Source organism: Natronorubrum sediminis (assembly GCF_900108095.1).
GTDB classification, from domain to species: domain Archaea; phylum Halobacteriota; class Halobacteria; order Halobacteriales; family Natrialbaceae; genus Natronorubrum; species Natronorubrum sediminis.
In genome coordinates this window covers 1,168,248-1,183,239 of the sequence record NZ_FNWL01000002.1, presented here as the reverse complement: position 1 = coordinate 1,183,239, position 14,992 = coordinate 1,168,248, and the positions used below count along the sequence as shown (strand labels likewise).

Here is a 14,992-nt window from a genome sequence, read left to right as displayed (position 1 = left end):
ATACTGAAACCTTCTTACGGTCCGGACACGGCAACTGAGGTATGAACTGCGGCGGCGGCCACGATCAGAGGTGTCACACGTGACGAGCGTCAAGGAGTTCCGAATCGACGAGGCGGCGACGGCCGACGAACTCGGCCGGGGGACGTTCGTCTTCACCGACGCGTACTCGGTCTTCGACTGGGGGAAGATGCCCGATCAGATCCCCGAGAAGGGAGCGAGCCTCTGTGCAATGGGGGCGTACAACTTCGAACTGCTCGAGTCCGAGGGCGTGGCGACCCACTACCGCGGCGTCCTCGAGCAGGGCGAAGTCGTCCCCCTCGAGGAAGCGTCGCGTCCGCCCTGGGAGATGGCGATCGACCTCACGCAGGTGCCCGACCTGCCGAATGACGGCCGCGAGTACGACTACGATCACTACCACGAGGCCGCCGGCGAGAACTACCTGATCCCCCTCGAGATCGTTTTCCGAAATCGGGTCCCTATCGGCTCGAGCCTCCGCCGACGAACCGATCCGGCGGATCACGGCCTCGCCTTCGACGAGTGGCCCGAGGGGGTCGTCGAACTCGACGATCCGATCGTCGAATTCTCGACGAAGTACGAGGAGGGCGACCGCTACCTCGAGCGCGAGGAAGCCGACGCCATCGCCGGTCGCGCCTCGATTTCGGACCTCGAGTCGCTCGCTCGAGAGGTCAATCGGATCATCACCGAGCAAGCCGAATCGGCCGACCTGGTTCACGAGGATGGCAAGATCGAGTGTCTGTACTACCAAGGCGAGATTCGCGTCGCCGACGTCGTGGGCACCTTCGACGAGAACCGATTCAGCTACGAGGGGACTCAACTCTCCAAGGAGGTTCTCCGGCAGTATCACAAGCGAACCCAGCCAGAGTGGGTGCAGGCCGTCAAAGACGCGAAAGCCGAAGCCAAAGAGACCGACGTAGCGGACTGGAAATCGCTCTGTGAGGCGGACCCAGACCCACTCGAGGATGACGTCATCGAACTGGCTCGCAACCTCTACTGTGCCGGCGCGAACGCCTACACCGGCCACGAACTGTTCGACGCGCCGCCGCTCTCGAGTGCGATCGGTGCGGTTCAGCGGTTGTAATTTAGGGCCCGACCGTCGGCTATTCACTCCCGTGTGTAATACACCCAGCATTCGAGTCCGACGTATCCCACCAGGAGCGAAAATGCGATTGCACCGACGAACAGTGATGGGGCTGTCCCAGCGACGGGCATCGTTTCGACGGCGGCAGCAATTCCACCCCTGATCGGAACGAGCGCACTGAGTGCGAGTAAAACAATTACTCCGACGAGTCTGTACCGTCGAACGAAACGCGCGGGCCTCGAGGTCCCATATCGGTCGACAAACCCGAGTCCGATTCCGAACGAGAGGCCGATAACCCATCCACCGAGAGCGACAGTGAGGGGGCTTCCAACTGGTCCGTAGCCCAATGAATAGAGAAACCCACCGTAACAGACGACGAGAACGAGAAGGATACCGAGACGCCGTTGCGTTGATTTGGCCGGATCTACCGTGTGTTCTGTTGTAGTACTATTTACTGTCATATTGTGCGATGATTTGCGTTATCTGTCGCGAAAGCCTTTCAAGCGAAGTCATTCCGGCAGCAGTTCCAACCGTTCCTAACACAAGCTGATTATCGTCCCATTCGATATTACCTATTATAAATACACGGTGGATGTGAAGCAAAGAGCAATTAATAGTATCGTTGTCTGACGCCATTGAGCCCTCTACGTTCTCATAGGTATTTGCTATCACAGCACAATATATCTACTTCGTCGCCGCGAAAAGTAATACTCATTTGCTCCGGCGAAAAACTACCATTCGAGCACCAATGACCCTCGCTGCAAGTGGAACCGTCGCGAGTATCGTTCCGTTCGACCCAACGTACGGTATCACCGTCGTTGCAAGCGTCATGCTTGCCGTCTTCGTCCTCGGGATGGTCGCCTTCGCACTCGCTCCCGTCTTCTCCTCGTGGGGCGGTCAGACGAGCGGAGCCGCCGCCGCGGCCACGCCCGACGCAGAGCCAAGCGACGACTAATTCTTCGCGACCAATTGCCGTCACTCCTCGAGACGAGAGCGCCGGCCCGCGTACTGATTCCCCGCTCGAGCGAGTGCGCTCGCGACCCGAATCGGTTCTGGTCGCCCGCCCTCAGGAGTGAACGCCCGCACGACCGTCGCGGCGTCGCTCGCATCACAGCCGAGGTGACGGACGTAGACGGTTTCGTCGGTAACTGACACGGACCGTCGCGGCGGCAGCGCGCGGTAACGCTCGAGTCTGTCCTCGAGAGACGCACCGCTGAAGGCATCGCGGAGTCCTGCCTCGAGGCCGTCGCTCTCTTCGAACGTAACGGCGATCACTGGCCGGTCGGCTCGCTGATGGATGTGTGCGAGGTCGAGAAGGTTGTACCACGCGGGGGCGACGCTGCCGACGAGCACGTACTGGACGTCCGGCCGGACACACTCCTCGAGCAGCGAGCAGACGGCGTCCGTCGCGTCGGTTCCACCGACAGCACACGACCGAAAGGCGGCGTCTTCGACGACTCGATCACGACGGACGACGACGCCGGCGAGGGTGCTTCGCTCGTCGCTCGGCCCGACCGATTCGGCGATTCCCAGCGCCCGCACCCCGGGCTTCATCACTCCTCGTCTTTGATGTCCTCGAGTCGATCGAGTAACTCGTCGCTCGAGGCACCGTTTTCGAACTCGATCGTCCCGTCGTGGTTGTTTTCACTGGATTGTACCGCTTCCTCGTCGTCAAAGTCGGCGTCTACTTCCTGTTGCTCAGATTCGTCGTAACTCCCAAAACCCATACGGGTATCACTACGTCTTTCCGGGTGAAAAATCTCGTGGTCAGTTCGTTCACACGCCGGCCGGGTCGTCGCGGTCGGAGCCAGCGGGTTGGACCGTCCGCAGCCTCTCCCGGACGGCACCATTTTGAGGCCGGCCCTCGAGTCGCCACGTATGGACGTTCATCACGTCACGGCAGATGCGGAGACGTTCACCTGCAACGCCTTTCTCGTCCTCGGCGAGGAGACGACGCTCGTCGACGCCGGCGCGTGGGACGGCGTCGTCGACGAGATCCAGTTGTACACGGACGAGGTCGATAGCGTCGTTCTCACCCACCAACACGGCGATCACGTCGCCCAACTCGAGGCCGTCGTCGACGCCTTCGATCCCGACGTGTACGCCTACGACGACCATCCGACGCGAACGCACGAGATTAGCGACGGCGACACGGTGGCGATCGGTGACGACGAGTTCGACGTGGTCTACACGCCCGGCCACGCGGACGACCACGTCTCGTTCGTCTCCGAGTCGTCGCTCTTCTCGGGCGACGTCGTGGTTCACGACGACGGCGCGTTCGACTACGGCAGTTTCGGTCGGACGGATATGGCAGGGCAATCCCGCGAGCGACTGATCGAGAGCATCGAGACGCTCCTCGAACGGCTGCCCGACGGAATCGAACACATGTACGCCGGTCACGGCGGCCTCTTTCACGGCGACGTCCGGGACGTCGTCGAAACCGCTCTCGAGCGCGCGAGCGAACGCGACCCGAAGTATCCTGACGAGTAAGCGTCGGGGTGGGTGTCATCTCGACGGAGACATTCACACATCGTTGACACTCATCTGCCCTCAGAGAGGGCCCTCGAGCGAACCACTCACGCGAAATTCCGATTTCGAGGCCAATTCGATCGGTGCAACAGTTTTCAATCGGTTTTCACCGTCCTGTACCGTTTGGAACCTGTTCAACTACCGAAAAGAATACGGTATTGCGGCAATTTTTAGTGTGCATGGCTCAAGACAAGAGCGACGGGTCCAACACTGACGGCGGATGTGAGTTACTGTCATCCATGGGTGGGGACACGGAGACGTATCGTCGGTTGGGACTTCTCCTGGACGTTCTGTCGAACTGCCACCGTCGGTTTGCCCTGTATTATTTGCTCGAACACGAGGTCGCGACGGTCGAAGAAGTAACCCAAAATCTCGTGAGAGAGTATCAGGAACGACCGTCGCTCGAGCACGGGGGTGGCGACTTCGACGCCGTCCACACCGCGCTCGTACACGGTACTCTGCCAAAACTGGCGGGCGCGGGTATCGTCGAGTACGACACTCGAAGCCAGATGGTCCGTTACCGACGCTGTTACACCGAGTTGCCGTCGCTTCTCGCGGCGTGTGCGACACTCGAGGGCGTTTCTGTCTCCGTCGAATGAGACGTGCTGGCGGACGATTTCCCGCCGTATGACCACTCCGCGTCGGCTGGTGCACGACGCGAACCGAACGGAGTCCTGTCGGTCGTAGCTGTTGTGAGAAGTCGAAAAGATCGCTGCTGCCGGATTATGCTGCGCGGGCTTCTTTCGCCTTCGGTCGGAGGTTCTTGTAACCACACTTGCGGCAACTGTCCGCACTCTGGGAGTTGCGGGCGTTACAGCGCATGCAGATCATTTTCTCGAGCGTTCGTTTTTCTGCGGCGTCGAAACTGGCCATACCGCTTCGTTTGCCTGTCGACCATATAACCGCTGTGGTCCGACACTCCCCCGACGGGGGAACTCGCGAGGACGGCCGAACGCGACTCAGGGTTCGTCCGTGGCGTTCGACTCGTCGGCAGGCTCCTCGTCTGCCAGATACTCGTCTTGGACGGCGACGACGTCACTCGAGTCGCGACACTCGCTGTAGCGTCGGAGGGGCTCTTCGTTGAGCGTCAAAAACGTCTCGCCCCAGCGAAACGGCTCGAGGAGGGCTTCGGCCCGCTCGTAGCGATCGAAGATACAACACGCCCCGGCGAGGGCTTCGACGGTCGTCAGCTGAAACGGGCGACCGTAGTTGATCGGATTCGCCGCGACGAGGAAGGGGAGCGCCCGATGGACGCCGTTCATCCGAAACGAGGCCGCCTCGGCGGACTCCCAGGAACAATCGAGTGCCACGAGCGTCCCGAGTCCGTCCTCGAGATCGGCCGGCGAGAGCGCCTGCTCGGCGTGGGGATTCAACACGACGCCGTAGGGTACTTGCTCCATCCGCCGGTAGAGCGTCGCCTCGTCGAACTTCTCGAGTCGACGGGCGGTACACTTCTTCGGGTCGTCGTCGCCCTCGTAGTAGACGTGACACTCCACGCTCTCGGATACGATCGGACCCGGGAAAAGCCAGTCGATAGCCGTACCCACCGGTTCAGGGAGCGGCGTTGGTATCTACCATCGAGTGAAACCCCGCACCCCATCGATCCGAGTCCCCGAGTCACGACTCACACGGCCTGCTGTAACGATTTACCGGCGAAACCGCGACCATCCTGCGGTTGCGCCAGAACTGACGTACAGTCGGCCGTATCAGGCTTCGTGAATCGTCTCGCCGCGATTCAGACGCGCCGCGATGGAGAACGTTTGATCCGCCTCGCGCCGTGTCGGAAAGTGCGCAGCCATGTAGCGAGCGCTCGCGATCAGCGGAACCCGGCGTCTCTGCTCGAGGTCGATCGTCGACGCGTCGTCTCGAGCGTCCTCGCCGTCGTTCGCCCGTTCCTCGACGAGTTCGGCCTGTCGGAACGCCGCCTCGAGGTTTTGGAGCGTGTGGAATCCAGCGTCCTCGCGCAGCAGTCCGTGACCCAGTGTGCGTCGGAGCGCGTCTGTCTCACCGTCGCAATCGTAGAATTCGGCGACGAGCCGCCCGGCTTCGTTCACGTCGCCTTCGGTGTCGAAGGTCTCGAGGAGGTCGACGAGGATCGCCTCGGTGTCGCGGCCGCTGTCGTTGTCACCGGGTTCGGGAATCGGCGCGGGCGGCGTGTTGAGGAATCGATCGAGGTAGATCGAGATGGCTGCGTCGAAGATTCCGCGGTAGCACTCGATCGCGTCCGTTCGTCGTGCCGATTGCTGGAGCGCGTTCGCGTACGTAAACGTGTGGTGGACGGTGTTCCAGTCGGTGAACTCGTTCGCAGTGCCGAACTGGGCGACACGCGTCGCGGCGGCGTAGGCGACTTCGCTGGCCAGGTCTTCGGTCGTCGCTCCCGCGCTGACGGCGTCGGCGAGCGCGTCGACGATGGCGTCGGGATCGTCACTGCGCAGCGTCTCCTGAAATGCAGCGGGCGGCGACCAGGTTTCCCCCGCGGGCGCCTCCGCCGCGGCCAACTCCTCGAGGCCGCTCGTTTCCGTCACGTCGCCGCCGTAGACGTCCTCGAGCGCCGCGACGAGATCGACGGGGTGGCGCCACGACGAGCGCTCGTCGCTGCGGTCGCCACTCACGAGCGGCTCGATCAGACTCGGTAGGATCTCGTCGGCGTTCTCCCAGCCGACGTGCTCGAGGCTCTCGAAGGCCTTGTTGATGAAGTCGAGGACGTGTCCGGTCGAAAGATACGGGTGGTCGGTCGCGGCGGCGACGAGTACTTCTGTGACCTCGGATTCGGTACGGCCCGACGCCACGGCGGTGCGGAGACACCGTTCGGCACCGTCGCGGTCGCGAACTTCGACGCAGTCGCGGAACCACGATTTCAATCGGTCGAAGTCGACGTCCTCGGTCGAAAAGGAGGGTTGTCCGAAGCGCGGCGGTTCACCCGCACAGTCGCTCGCGACGTGGCGAACGCCCATGTACAGGGCGCGTTTTCGATCGATCGGCTCGAGGTCGTCGATCACGTTCGCCATACACCCGAGGATGGTAAGCCCGGGCCCCCAGCCTGACTCCCGATATCGCGTCCCGAACTGGAGGGTCGTCGCCATGGGCTCCCGGTAGTCGACGTCAGCATCGAGCAGTCCGATCGCCGACTTCGCGGTGACGAGTCGGAGGTTCTCCTCGAGGCCGGTCTCGAGGCGCGTCGTCCAGTGTTTTTCAGGCGGTAACTCGCGTGAGGGATTCGGATTTACGTAGACGGTGCCGTCTCGAATCTCGACCGGATACGTTTGAACGTCGTCGGCCCACGGATCGAACGTATCGCCACAGGAGAGTTCGAACCGCGCGTGGTGCCAGTGGCAGGTGAGAATACCGTCGTCGACGGTGCCCTCGACCAGCGGGAACCCCATATGTGGACAGCGATTGTTCACTGCCCGCACCTCGCCTTCGTGGGAAAATACGGCGAGTGGGGTTCCGTCGATACTCACCAGTTCGCGCCCCGCCTCCTCGAGGTCGGCCAACGAGACTGCCGCGTGAAACCCGTCTTCGGACGACATACGTTACCTGTTGACACGAACCGGCGTAAGTGTTCGCTGTAATCAGTTATCGGACGCAGGTCGATCACCGGGGAGTCGGGTTTTCCGAGTACGTCAGGACGAAGAGACGGTCGCTCGAAGTGCCACGCTTTTGGCGCTCGCGCTCGAACCGTTTCGACGATGGACCCGGCCGCCCTCGTCCGGCGCTACTACGACGCGCTCGATCATCACGAGTACGAGACGCTCGAGGACGTGCTCTCCCCCGAGTTCGTCCAGCGACGCCCCGACAGAACGTTCGAAGACCGGGAGCAATTCGTTCGGTTCATGCGCGAGGACCGACCGAACCCCGACACCAGCCACGACCTCGAGACCGTCGTCGCCGACGGCGACCACGTCGCAGTCAACGGTCGCGTTCTCGACGATGGTGCGGTCTTGCTCGAGTTCGCGGACGTGTTCGCCCTCGGAAACGGGCAAATCACGCGGCTCGAGACGTACTCGCGATGACAGTGAGTGCCTCGAACAGCCGTTAGCAGAAGTGGACCCAGTACGTGTGCCCGTTCGCGCAGGTCACCTTCCGTTGCTCGCCGAACGCTGCGACCGAGTGGCTGGTCTCGAGGTCGACGTCCTCGTCGGGAACGTCGATACTGGTCAGTACGTCACAATGGTAGCACTCGACCTGACGTGTCGCTGTGAGTTGCATTCGTGTCCACCGTGCTAAACTTTGACTCGGCAGTATATAACAAATTTTCAGGCGCGCTGGAGACACTTCGAAACTGGCCCGTTGACCGACTGTTCGCCCGACCCGTGACACGGCCTCGAGTCTCTCATACGGTTTACTGTAAGTCAGTTCCGGCGCAACCGCGACCTGGGCGGCGGTTGCGCCGGGAACTCGTTACAGCAATCCGTATCACGCCGAGCAGTTGTTCGGCCCGAGCTCGAGTTCCGTCCGTTCTTCGGGCGGTGCCGCTTTCGCCCCGCGGTTGAGGTCGATGATCTCCTCGTAGTTCGCCGGCTTTTCGCCCGCGTCGGCCATCCGATCGACGAATTCCTCCTCCTCGAGGTCGAGCAGATCGATCTCGGTTCGCGCCGCGCGGACGGTCGTTTCGACGGGTTCGCCCGGCGAGCCGTGTTCGAACTCGCCGTCTGCAGTGACGGTGACGTGTCCCGGCAGGACGAGAATGCTCTCGGGTTCGGCGAGGAGCGTTCTGTGCAACGATTCGTAGAGCAGCCGCGCACCCGTCTCGCCCGTTTTCGCGGGTTCGTCGCTCGATTCCGAGTCACTTTCAGAGTCGCTCTCGTCGAACTCGAGTTCCGTCCGTCCCGTCGAGTCGACGTGTAACGTGTCGGCGCTCAACAGCGCGACGTCGTCGACGAGTAGGTTGATCATCTCGCTCGTGTGTCCCGGCACGAGGACGGCTTTTACCTCTCGCTCGCCGACCGACACCACCTCGTTTCGCTCGAGTGGCGTGAACTCGAACTCGACGTCGCGTCCGGTCGCCCGCTCGCCGAGGTAGTAGGGGACCTCGAGTCGGTCGGCGAGGTCCCGGCCGCCGGAGATGTGGTCGGCGTGGACGTGCGTGTCGATCACGCCAGTGATCGTCAGCCCGGCTTCTTCCGCAGCGAGTTGATACTCGTCGATGTCGGCCGTGGGATCGACGACGACGGCCTCGCCGGTTCGGCTACAGCCGACGACGTAGCCCAGACAGCCCTTCGCTCGCCGCTGAAGCTGGACGATCGTCAGGCCGTCGTCCGCCCCATCGGTCTCGATTTCGACGTGACTGTAGACGCCGCTCCAGCCTTCCATCCCGCTGTCGACCGTCTGCACGTCGTACTGGTCCGTCGCCGACTCGAGTTGCGTCGCCAGGTTCCCCGAGGAGATTCCCTTCGCACAGGTCGTGATGACGCGTTCTGCGTCGCCGACGGTCTCCTCGAACTCCTCGAGTCGCCCGTTTAGCTCCTCTTCGGGGCCGAACGGAAAGTGGAGCGCACCCGGTATGTGCCAGGATTCGTAGCTCTCCTCGGGGCGCGTATCGACGAGCGTGAACTCCTCGTCCTCGTCGAGCAGCGTAGCGAGTCGGTCGGCAGAGAGGGTCGTAGCCATGTGTGCTCCTACGTTCGCAGGCATTGTAAACGTCGCCACGGCGTATCCACGCCCGGCGGCGCACGTATGCGGTGATCTTTGGGGGTTGGAAGGCAGGCACAGACCAGTTGTCCTGCTGTCAGATGATGACTGATTCGTCGCCATCCGCCCTCGTATCGGTGCGTCGGCCGGCTCACCGACTGCTCTCGAGTTCCTCGTCGATGTCACAATGGTTACGTTCGTTCGCTCGAAATTCAGGTTCAACGAATGACCGCAATCCGTGGTATTCTCAGTGGACTCCTCGCCAGCGTCATCGGAATCCTCGTCATCGGCCTGCTCGCAACGATCGTCTTCGCGGTGGCGATCTTCGTCATCTCGACCGGAGCTGGCCTCGCCGGCTACGATCCAAGCGCGGACTTCGTCGTCCTCTCCGCAGCGTTAGTCGTCGTCTCCGTAATCCTCACCGGCGGGTTTACGCCTCGCCTGTCCGGGTCTGGCTCGAGCGACGACGGCGACGAGACGTTCGAAGATCGCACGTTCAACTGATCGAGGCTGTTTCGACCAACGGGAATCGCACAGCACAGAGTGGGTAACTTATCTGATAGTCCCTCCAATGAAGGGCTATGTCGCTCTCCGATTCTATCACTGCTGCCGTGGCGGTGTTTCGGCGTCGCCCGTCGGATTTCCTCCCCTGGTATCTCCTCGGCGCGGCGATCCCCGCGATCGTCCGGCTCGTGCCGTTTCTCGCCGTCGTCGTCGGGTACGTCTACCTCGAGTTGTCGGGCCGACTCGCGGTGATGGAAGAGCACCTCGGCGGAATCGACGGTTCGCCGCCGGATCAACACGCAGACCAGGAGGCGTTCGACGAGTGGGCGGGCGGATTCGAACCCGTCTTCGAGCAACTGTTCACGCCGACGCTGGCGCTCATCGTCCTCGCGACGATCGTCGTCTCGGTCGGGCTAATCCTCGTGTTGTTCCCGTTCGTCAGCGCCGGCCAACTCACCGCCTGTAGTGCCAGACTCATCGACAAACGCGGCTTGACCGCCGGAATCGCCGGTGCACGCCGGTACTGGCTGCGCTTTCTCGGGCTGTACATCCTCGAGTTTCTGCTCTGGGTCGGTGCCCTCATTGCAGTCGGAATGGGAGTGGCGTTCACCGCGACGGTCGTCACTGCCGTGACGGGTGAGGGTCTCCTCGCGGGCGTGTTCGCGATCGTCGCGCTGTTTGGTTTCATCGCCATCCTCACAGCTATCCGGGCGGTGTTCGCGTTCGCTCCGGTCGCCGTCGTCGTCGACGACACGACGACGTTCGCCTCTGTCTCGAACGCCGCGTCGTTCATCTGGTCGAGTCCGGTCGCCGCCGGGTTCTACTACCTCATCACGATCGTATCGATGATCGCCGTATCGACGGTTTCGGGCGTGCTCGTGTTCTTCGACGTCGTCGCCTTCTCCTCGCTCCTCACGATACTCGTCCTCTTCCCGTTTCTCGACCTGTTGAAGGTGGCCCTCTACAACGACTATCGAAACCGATTGGCCCCGCCGACGATACCCGATCGCACCCTCCGCCGACAGTTCAGGGCCGGAATGGGCCGTGGCTGGCGCGAAATGACGACGTTCATCCGTCAGAGCCTCGCCACGCACGCACTCGTCGTCGTACTCGGCCTCCTCAGTTTCTGGGTCGGCTGGGAAGCCGCCGAACCCATCGCCAACGCCGGCCTCGAGACCTCGATCTCCGCCCGTCTCGAGGACCACAACCCGCTCGCGGCGACGCTCGAGTTCTTCGGCAACAACTGGATGGTCGCACTCACGACGGCGTTTTCCGGGGTCGCCCTCGTCGCCCCTGCAATCGCGTCGCTGGTGTTCAACGGCCTGTTTCTTGGTTTCCACGGGCGAACCGAGGTCGAACCCCTCGAGTTGCTCGCGTTCGTGATTCCACACGGCATCTTCGAAATTCCGGCCATCTTCATCGCGACCGCAGTCGGTGTCTGGCTCGGCCGGATCTGGTGGCGGGCGCTTCGTGGCCGGGCGAGTCGCGTCGAGTTCGCGGACGCGCTCGAGCGAACGTTCTGGGTGCTCGTTGGCGTGGGCATCTTGCTCGCGATCGCGGCGGCCATCGAGGGCTTTCTGAGTCCCTACTACTTCCAGCCGTTCGTCTGAGTCCGTCAGTCACCCCTCGTCCGGTTTTTATCAGCATTCAAAGCTGGAAAATCGCATGAGTGTTCTCTATTCACGGTGAACACTCAGAAAAATTGCCAGGAACGATTTCGGGTGGTACTAATAGGCACACGGTGAGACCTACGGTATGCAGAATCTTAGTGACGTAATCCTCTCGGACGAACACCAACTCTTTCGTGACGAAACGAAACGCTTCGTCGACAACGAAGTCACACCCGAAGCGCGCGAACGCGACGTAGAAGGCGAGGAGATGTCTGGGGACCTCATCGACCAACTCGGAGAGATGGGCTTTTTCGGCATTCTCATCGACGAGGAATACGGCGGACTCGGTCTCGATCTGAAGGCCTACGCCGTCATCGCCGAGGAACTCTCTCGAGGCTGGCTCAGCGTCGGCAGCATCATCGCCCGCGGCCAGAGCCTGGCCGGCGCGACCGAGGAACAAAAAGCGGAGTACTTGCCGAAGATGGCCAGCGGCGAGATGTTAAAGAGTATCGCCATCAGCGAACCCGACGCGGGCAGCGACGTCTCGAACATGCGCCTGCGAGCGGAGAAAGACGGCGACGAGTACGTCCTCAACGGCCAGAAGATGTGGTGTACGTTTGCGAAGGGCTCCGACTTTATCCTCACGTACGCCGTCACGGACCCGGACGCAGAACCCGCCTACAAGGGGATATCGGGCTTCATCGTCGAAAAACCAGCCGGCACGTTCGACCGTGAGGGGCTGAGCGGCCAGCCCATCGACAAGATCGGGTATCACGGCTGGAAGACCTGGGAGGTCAACTTCGACGACGTTCGCGTGAGCGCGGACAAACTCGTCGGTGGCGAGGAGGGCCAGGGCTTCTACCAGATCATGGAGTTCTTCGAGGAAGGCCGCGTCCACACGGCCGCTCGAGCCGTCGGCCTCGCTCGCGCGTCCCTCGAGGATTCCCTGCAGTACGCACAGGAACGCGAGCAGTTCGACGGCCCGATCAGTGACTTCCAGGCGATCCGATTCAACCTCGCGGAGATGGCGACGAAAGTCGAGGCCGCTCGAGCCCTCTCCTTGCTCGTCGCGGAGGCCGTCGACAGCGGCGAACGAGCAGACGCGGAGGCAGCGATGGCGAAACTCTTCGCGAGCGAAATCGCCGAAGAGGTGACGAGCGAAGGGATCCAGATCCACGGCGGCTACGGCTACACGACCGAGTTCGACGTGGAACGCTACTGGCGAGACGCCCGGCTTACCCGAATCTTCGAGGGCACCAGCGAGATTCAAAAGCGTATCATCGCCGACGACTTGCTGTCCTCCTGACGGCCCTTCGAGTCGAGTCTTCGATCTCGACAGGTGTTTTCTCGACTAACTGCGTCTCGCGTTCACACCTTCTCCTCAGTGGTAACTCTTCACAGAAAGCCTGCAGTTTCGGGGCGAACGATGCGCTGAGGGTGGCGCAGGCTGGTGAACACCGAACCAATAAAGGTGAGCGGTTCCGTCTGCTGGCACATGACGACGACGCTCGGAACGGCGAGCGCGGATCCCGGTGAGATCGATACGGGCCGTCTCGAGGTCGGGGAGACCAGAGACGGCAGCCCGTTCGGTCTTCCAGTCGCCGTGATCAACGGCGAACGGTCGGGGAAGACGCTCTACATACAGGCGGCGAGCGACGGCGACGAACTCAACGGTGTCGGCGTTGTCCAGCGACTCGTCCCGCAACTCGATCCGACAGCACTCGCGGGGACGATCCTGATCGTCGGGATCGTCAACTACCACGCGTTTCAGGTCGCCCAACACCGCAATCCGATCGACGACACGAAGATGAATCGCGCCTACCCGGGCAACGAAACCGGGACCTCGAGCGAACGAATTGCTGCGGCGACCTTCGAGGCGGCGATGCGAGCGGATCTCGTTCTGGACCTCCACCAGGGCTCGACGAGTCGGATGATCGACGAGGTTCGCGTCCGCTGTGGCAAACGCCACCGACTCCACTCGGCGTGTCTCGAGTTGGCCAAGGTGTTCGGCTGTGGCTACATTCTCGACCAGAAGGGGCCGGAAGGACAACTCGCCCGCGCCGCGCCCGACGAAGGCGTGCCGACCGTCGACCCCGAACTCGGCGGGGCCGTCGGCTGGGACGAGACGAGCATCCAGAAGGGCGTCGAGGGTATCTTCAACGTGCTCACCTACTACGACTTCCTCGAGGGAAGTGTGGACCCGTCCCCGCAGACGCGTGCTCGCGGATTCGAACAGTACGGTGCCTCGTGTGGCGGCCTCATCTCCTTTCAGGTGGAACTGGGCGAGCGCGTCCAGCGTGGCGAGACGCTCTTCGAAGTGACGACGCCCTTCGGCGAACCAAAGACGACGGTGAGCGCAGACAGCGACGGCATCCTCTGGCGAACGCGCCGACTGCCACAGGTCGCGACGGGAGAGTACGTCTGCTCGGTCGCCACCGACATCGACGAGCACTAACATGCCGGCTGATCTCATCTGCCCGGCCTGTGAGCGCGTCTACGACGCGGGACCAGCCGAACCGTGGCGCTGTGGGTGTGGCCACGCACTCGAGTTCACCGACCGACCCCATCCGGAGGGCGACCCGCTTCCGTTGCACAACCTCGACACCAGCGATGGACTTTGGACGTTCCACGAGTTCCTGCCCATCGAAAAGCACGTCACCTTTCACGAGGGCTTTACGCCCCTCGTCGACGCCCCCGAGTGGGACGCGAAGTTCAAACTCGAGTACGTCTTTCCGACGGGTTCGTTCAAGGATCGCGGAGCCACGACGACGCTCTCTCGAGCCGTCGAACTCGGCGTCGAGAAGGTCGTCGAAGACTCGTCGGGGAACGCCGGCGCTGCGATCGCGACGTACGCGGCTCGTGCGGGTATCGACGCCGACATCTACGTGCCGGCGGACGTCAAGCAGTCGAAGCTGATGACGATTCAGCGCGCCGACGCTCGGCCGGTTCGGATCGAGGGGAGCCGACAGGACGTGACCGAGGCCTGTCTCGACGCCGTCGAGAGCGAGGCCCAAAGCGCCTCGAGAACTGAGAGCGGGGACGCCCCCCGACAGACCGATGCGGGCTGGTACGCCAGCCACGCCTGGAACCCGGCATTCTACGCGGGGACGATGACGTTCGCGTTCGAAATCGCCGCCCAACGAGGCTGGAGCGTGCCGGACGCCGTCGTCCTCCCGATCGGCCACGGCACGCTCTTTCTGGGCGCGTATCGCGGCTTCTCGTTGCTCGCCGAAGCGGGGATCGTCGACCGAATACCCCAGTTGTTCGGCGCACAGGCTGCCGGACACGCGCCGATCGTCGACGAACTCGGCTGGGAACCGGCCGACGAGGACGACGTCGAAACCGACATCGCCGACGGCATCCAGATCGCAGAACCCGCCCGTAAAGACGAAATCCTCGAGGCCATCGAGGCGACCGACGGCGACGCGATCGCCCTCGGTGCGGATCCGATCGAGAGCGCCCTCGATCGACTCCACCGTAACGGCTTCTACGTCGAACCGACCTGTGCGGTCGCCCCTGCAGCGCTCGAGGAGTATCGAGAACTCGGGCTGGTCGATTCTGACGCGGACGTTGTCGTCCCGCTGACGGGAAGCGGATTGAAAACGCTTTGATACCCTCG

General features: G+C 62.5%; 17 protein-coding genes. 10 read left to right on the top strand and 7 right to left on the bottom strand.

Going from position 1 to position 14,992, the window contains the following annotated elements:
* Positions 1–79: 79 nt before the first annotated feature.
* The gene (locus BLW62_RS13005; protein WP_090507430.1) at positions 80–1,099 is read left to right on the top strand and encodes a phosphoribosylaminoimidazolesuccinocarboxamide synthase; all 1,020 of its coding nucleotides are present in this window, start codon (positions 80–82) and stop codon (positions 1,097–1,099) included.
* 748 nt (positions 1,100–1,847) lie between these two features.
* The gene (locus tag BLW62_RS13000) at positions 1,848–2,054 is read left to right on the top strand and encodes a hypothetical protein (protein WP_090507429.1); all 207 of its coding nucleotides are present in this window, start codon (positions 1,848–1,850) and stop codon (positions 2,052–2,054) included.
* Positions 2,055–2,074: 20 nt separating this feature from the next.
* On the opposite strand, the gene BLW62_RS12995 is transcribed toward BLW62_RS13000, so the two are convergent.
* Positions 2,075–2,653 carry an endonuclease dU gene (locus tag BLW62_RS12995; RefSeq protein WP_090507428.1) on the bottom strand — a complete coding sequence of 193 codons (579 nt, stop codon included), beginning with the start codon at positions 2,651–2,653 and terminating at the stop codon, positions 2,075–2,077.
* Positions 2,653–2,826 carry a DUF5786 family protein gene (locus BLW62_RS12990; protein ID WP_090507427.1) on the bottom strand — a complete coding sequence of 58 codons (174 nt, stop codon included), beginning with the start codon at positions 2,824–2,826 and terminating at the stop codon, positions 2,653–2,655. Before BLW62_RS12990 ends, BLW62_RS12995 begins: the two co-directional genes overlap by 1 nt.
* A 151-nt stretch (positions 2,827–2,977) precedes the next feature.
* On the opposite strand from BLW62_RS12990, the gene BLW62_RS12985 reads away from it, so the two are divergent.
* Both BLW62_RS12985 and BLW62_RS12980 read left to right on the top strand, forming a co-directional pair.
* Positions 2,978–3,589 (top strand): MBL fold metallo-hydrolase, encoded by a 612-nt coding sequence (locus BLW62_RS12985; protein ID WP_090507426.1) that lies wholly within the window; start codon positions 2,978–2,980, stop codon positions 3,587–3,589.
* Between the two features lie 278 nt (positions 3,590–3,867).
* On the top strand, positions 3,868–4,227 hold the full coding sequence (locus BLW62_RS12980) for a DUF7344 domain-containing protein (RefSeq protein ID WP_175459744.1): 360 nt from the start codon (positions 3,868–3,870) through the stop codon (positions 4,225–4,227).
* A gap of 124 nt (positions 4,228–4,351) precedes the next feature.
* Here the strand turns inward: BLW62_RS12980 and BLW62_RS12975 are convergent, their stop codons facing one another.
* The 3 genes from BLW62_RS12975 to BLW62_RS12965 all read right to left on the bottom strand — a co-directional run bounded on the left by BLW62_RS12975 (position 4,352) and on the right by BLW62_RS12965 (position 7,158).
* Positions 4,352–4,501, bottom strand: coding sequence for a 50S ribosomal protein L40e (locus tag BLW62_RS12975; RefSeq protein ID WP_076581314.1), 150 nt, complete (start codon positions 4,499–4,501; stop codon positions 4,352–4,354).
* Positions 4,502–4,587: 86 nt separating this feature from the next.
* The gene (locus BLW62_RS12970) at positions 4,588–5,124 is read right to left on the bottom strand and encodes a DUF367 family protein (protein ID WP_090507606.1); all 537 of its coding nucleotides are present in this window, start codon (positions 5,122–5,124) and stop codon (positions 4,588–4,590) included.
* A gap of 210 nt (positions 5,125–5,334) precedes the next feature.
* Positions 5,335–7,158, bottom strand: a complete 1,824-nt coding sequence (locus BLW62_RS12965) for a Rieske (2Fe-2S) protein (RefSeq protein WP_090507424.1) — start codon at positions 7,156–7,158, stop codon at positions 5,335–5,337.
* Between the two features lie 159 nt (positions 7,159–7,317).
* Here BLW62_RS12965 and BLW62_RS12960 point away from each other — a divergent pair, with 159 nt between their 5' ends.
* Positions 7,318–7,641, top strand: coding sequence for a nuclear transport factor 2 family protein (locus BLW62_RS12960; RefSeq protein WP_090507423.1), 324 nt, complete (start codon positions 7,318–7,320; stop codon positions 7,639–7,641).
* 22 nt (positions 7,642–7,663) lie between these two features.
* Here the strand turns inward: BLW62_RS12960 and BLW62_RS18740 are convergent, their stop codons facing one another.
* Both BLW62_RS18740 and BLW62_RS12955 read right to left on the bottom strand, forming a co-directional pair.
* A complete protein-coding gene (locus BLW62_RS18740) occupies positions 7,664–7,837 on the bottom strand; it encodes a hypothetical protein (protein ID WP_175459743.1) in 174 nt (57 codons plus the stop codon).
* Between the two features lie 207 nt (positions 7,838–8,044).
* Positions 8,045–9,238, bottom strand: coding sequence for an MBL fold metallo-hydrolase (locus BLW62_RS12955; RefSeq protein WP_090507422.1), 1,194 nt, complete (start codon positions 9,236–9,238; stop codon positions 8,045–8,047).
* Positions 9,239–9,484: 246 nt separating this feature from the next.
* On the opposite strand from BLW62_RS12955, the gene BLW62_RS12950 reads away from it, so the two are divergent.
* The 5 genes from BLW62_RS12950 (at position 9,485) to BLW62_RS12930 (ending at position 14,984) form a co-directional block, all read left to right on the top strand.
* Positions 9,485–9,763 (top strand): hypothetical protein, encoded by a 279-nt coding sequence (locus BLW62_RS12950; RefSeq protein WP_090507421.1) that lies wholly within the window; start codon positions 9,485–9,487, stop codon positions 9,761–9,763.
* Between the two features lie 77 nt (positions 9,764–9,840).
* Positions 9,841–11,373, top strand: coding sequence for a stage II sporulation protein M (locus tag BLW62_RS12945; protein ID WP_090507420.1), 1,533 nt, complete (start codon positions 9,841–9,843; stop codon positions 11,371–11,373).
* Positions 11,374–11,518: 145 nt separating this feature from the next.
* The gene (locus BLW62_RS12940) at positions 11,519–12,679 is read left to right on the top strand and encodes an acyl-CoA dehydrogenase family protein (protein WP_090507419.1); all 1,161 of its coding nucleotides are present in this window, start codon (positions 11,519–11,521) and stop codon (positions 12,677–12,679) included.
* A 189-nt stretch (positions 12,680–12,868) separates the two neighbouring features.
* Positions 12,869–13,828, top strand: coding sequence for a succinylglutamate desuccinylase/aspartoacylase family protein (locus BLW62_RS12935; RefSeq protein ID WP_090507418.1), 960 nt, complete (start codon positions 12,869–12,871; stop codon positions 13,826–13,828).
* A 1-nt stretch (position 13,829) separates the two neighbouring features.
* On the top strand, positions 13,830–14,984 hold the full coding sequence (locus BLW62_RS12930) for a pyridoxal-phosphate dependent enzyme (protein ID WP_090507417.1): 1,155 nt from the start codon (positions 13,830–13,832) through the stop codon (positions 14,982–14,984).
* Positions 14,985–14,992 lie beyond the last annotated feature (8 nt).

Excerpts from the sequence above, each read along its gene's own strand:
- BLW62_RS13000 (WP_090507429.1), top strand. The coding sequence starts at position 1,848 with ATGACCCTCGCTGCAAGTGGAACCGTCGCGAGTATCGTTCCGTTCGAC.
- BLW62_RS12995 (WP_090507428.1), bottom strand. The coding sequence starts at position 2,653 with ATGAAGCCCGGGGTGCGGGCGCTGGGAATCGCCGAATCGGTCGGGCCG.
- BLW62_RS12990 (WP_090507427.1), bottom strand. The coding sequence starts at position 2,826 with ATGGGTTTTGGGAGTTACGACGAATCTGAGCAACAGGAAGTAGACGCC.
- BLW62_RS12985 (WP_090507426.1), top strand. The coding sequence starts at position 2,978 with ATGGACGTTCATCACGTCACGGCAGATGCGGAGACGTTCACCTGCAAC.
- BLW62_RS12980 (WP_175459744.1), top strand. The coding sequence starts at position 3,868 with ATGGGTGGGGACACGGAGACGTATCGTCGGTTGGGACTTCTCCTGGAC.
- BLW62_RS12975 (WP_076581314.1), bottom strand. The coding sequence starts at position 4,501 with ATGGCCAGTTTCGACGCCGCAGAAAAACGAACGCTCGAGAAAATGATC.
- BLW62_RS12965 (WP_090507424.1), bottom strand. The coding sequence starts at position 7,158 with ATGTCGTCCGAAGACGGGTTTCACGCGGCAGTCTCGTTGGCCGACCTC.
- BLW62_RS12960 (WP_090507423.1), top strand. The coding sequence starts at position 7,318 with ATGGACCCGGCCGCCCTCGTCCGGCGCTACTACGACGCGCTCGATCAT.
- BLW62_RS18740 (WP_175459743.1), bottom strand. The coding sequence starts at position 7,837 with ATGCAACTCACAGCGACACGTCAGGTCGAGTGCTACCATTGTGACGTA.
- BLW62_RS12955 (WP_090507422.1), bottom strand. The coding sequence starts at position 9,238 with ATGGCTACGACCCTCTCTGCCGACCGACTCGCTACGCTGCTCGACGAG.
- BLW62_RS12950 (WP_090507421.1), top strand. The coding sequence starts at position 9,485 with ATGACCGCAATCCGTGGTATTCTCAGTGGACTCCTCGCCAGCGTCATC.
- BLW62_RS12945 (WP_090507420.1), top strand. The coding sequence starts at position 9,841 with ATGTCGCTCTCCGATTCTATCACTGCTGCCGTGGCGGTGTTTCGGCGT.
- BLW62_RS12940 (WP_090507419.1), top strand. The coding sequence starts at position 11,519 with ATGCAGAATCTTAGTGACGTAATCCTCTCGGACGAACACCAACTCTTT.
- BLW62_RS12935 (WP_090507418.1), top strand. The coding sequence starts at position 12,869 with ATGACGACGACGCTCGGAACGGCGAGCGCGGATCCCGGTGAGATCGAT.
- BLW62_RS12930 (WP_090507417.1), top strand. The coding sequence starts at position 13,830 with ATGCCGGCTGATCTCATCTGCCCGGCCTGTGAGCGCGTCTACGACGCG.